The sequence below is a fragment of the Aeromicrobium sp. PFPM2_SD2 genome, from assembly GCF_057364525.1.
In genome coordinates, this window is sequence record NZ_JBNFNZ010000695.1 from 1 (window position 1) to 815 (window position 815).

Below are 815 nucleotides of genomic sequence, written 5' to 3' on the forward strand. Positions count from 1 at the left end.
GGGGGAGGCGCTGTTCTGGCCCTGCCCCGACGAGACCCACCCCGGCACCCCGCGCCCGTTCGCCGACCGGTTCCCGACGGCGTCCGGGCGGGCCCGGATGGTGGCGGTGCGTCCGAGCGGGCCGGACGACGCCGTGCGGCCCGACGCTCCCGTGTGGCTGGTGACCGGGCGCCTGCTCGAGCACTACCAGTCCGGCGCCCAGACCCGCCGGGTCGAGCGGCTCCACCGCAGCCAGCCGGGCGCGTACGTGGAGATCCATCCCGCGCTCGCCGCCCGGCTCGGTCTCGACGGGAACGAGGACGTCGTGGTGACGTCCGCGCGCGGCACGATGACCGCACCTGCCCGGGTCAGCGCCCAGATGCGTCCGGACACGGTGTTCGTCCCGTTCCACTTCGCCGGGGACGACCTGGTCAACGCGGTGACCAACGACGCGACCGACCCGGTCTCGGGCATGCCGAGCTGAAGGTGTGCGCAGTGACCGTCGAGCGGGCCGTCCGATGAGGGTCGTCGTGGTCGGGGCGGGGATGGTGGGGAACCGCTTCGCCGACGACCTCGCCCGGCTCGTCCCGCACGCCGAGGTCGACCTCGTGGGAGCAGAGCCGGACGCGCCGTACAACCGCGTCCTGCTGACCGAGCTGTTGGCCGGCCGGGTCGAAGCCACCGCGCTGACGCTTCCGCGCCCGGCCCCCGCGGTGCGGGTGTGGGGCGGTGCGGAGGCGCTCCACGTCGACCGCGAGCGCCGGACGGTCGCCACCGCCGAGCGGACGTTCGCCTACGACCACCTCGTGCTGGCCACCGGTGCCCGAGCGCGGCGG

Annotated in this window: 2 protein-coding genes; both read left to right on the forward strand. The window is 75.5% G+C overall.

The window, feature by feature from the left end; translation table 11 throughout:
• Nucleotides 1-463: molybdopterin oxidoreductase family protein (locus AC2W7G_RS17530; protein ID WP_485869562.1), on the forward strand; the 463-nt coding region annotated here is incomplete at its 5' end.
• A 34-nt stretch (nucleotides 464-497) separates the two neighbouring features.
• Nucleotides 498-815, forward strand: a 318-nt coding sequence (locus AC2W7G_RS17535; RefSeq protein WP_485869563.1) for an FAD-dependent oxidoreductase, incomplete at its 3' end; no start/stop codon positions are given.